Annotated in this window: 1 protein-coding gene; it reads left to right on the top strand. The window is 36.2% G+C overall.

Annotated elements, in window-relative coordinates; genetic code table 11:
- Window positions 1-31: 31 nt before the first annotated feature.
- Window positions 32-276, top strand: a 245-nt coding sequence (locus tag GNF10_RS37510) for a response regulator transcription factor (RefSeq protein ID WP_185593370.1), incomplete at its 3' end; no start/stop codon positions are given.

The following is a 276-nucleotide window of genomic DNA, read 5'->3' on the forward strand; positions in this document are numbered from 1 at the left end:
AGCCATTTATTATTAGAGGATTATCAACATCATGCTGAAAATAGTAATTGTTGAACCAGAAACATTCACTCTCTTAGGCATCAAAGGTGCTATTTCACAATCTCCAGATATAGAAGTAACTGGTGATGCTACCAGTGGAAAGCTAGGGTTTCAGCTAATTGAACAGACCAACCCTGATGTTGTGTTAGTTGATTTACTCTTACCCGACATGAGTGGTTTAGAACTGACTAGCTCAATCAAAAGGAAAACTAATAGTAAAGTGGTGATTTTTACTAA

The organism is Nostoc sp. UCD121 (assembly GCF_014222285.1).
Taxonomy (GTDB): domain Bacteria; phylum Cyanobacteriota; class Cyanobacteriia; order Cyanobacteriales; family Nostocaceae; genus Nostoc.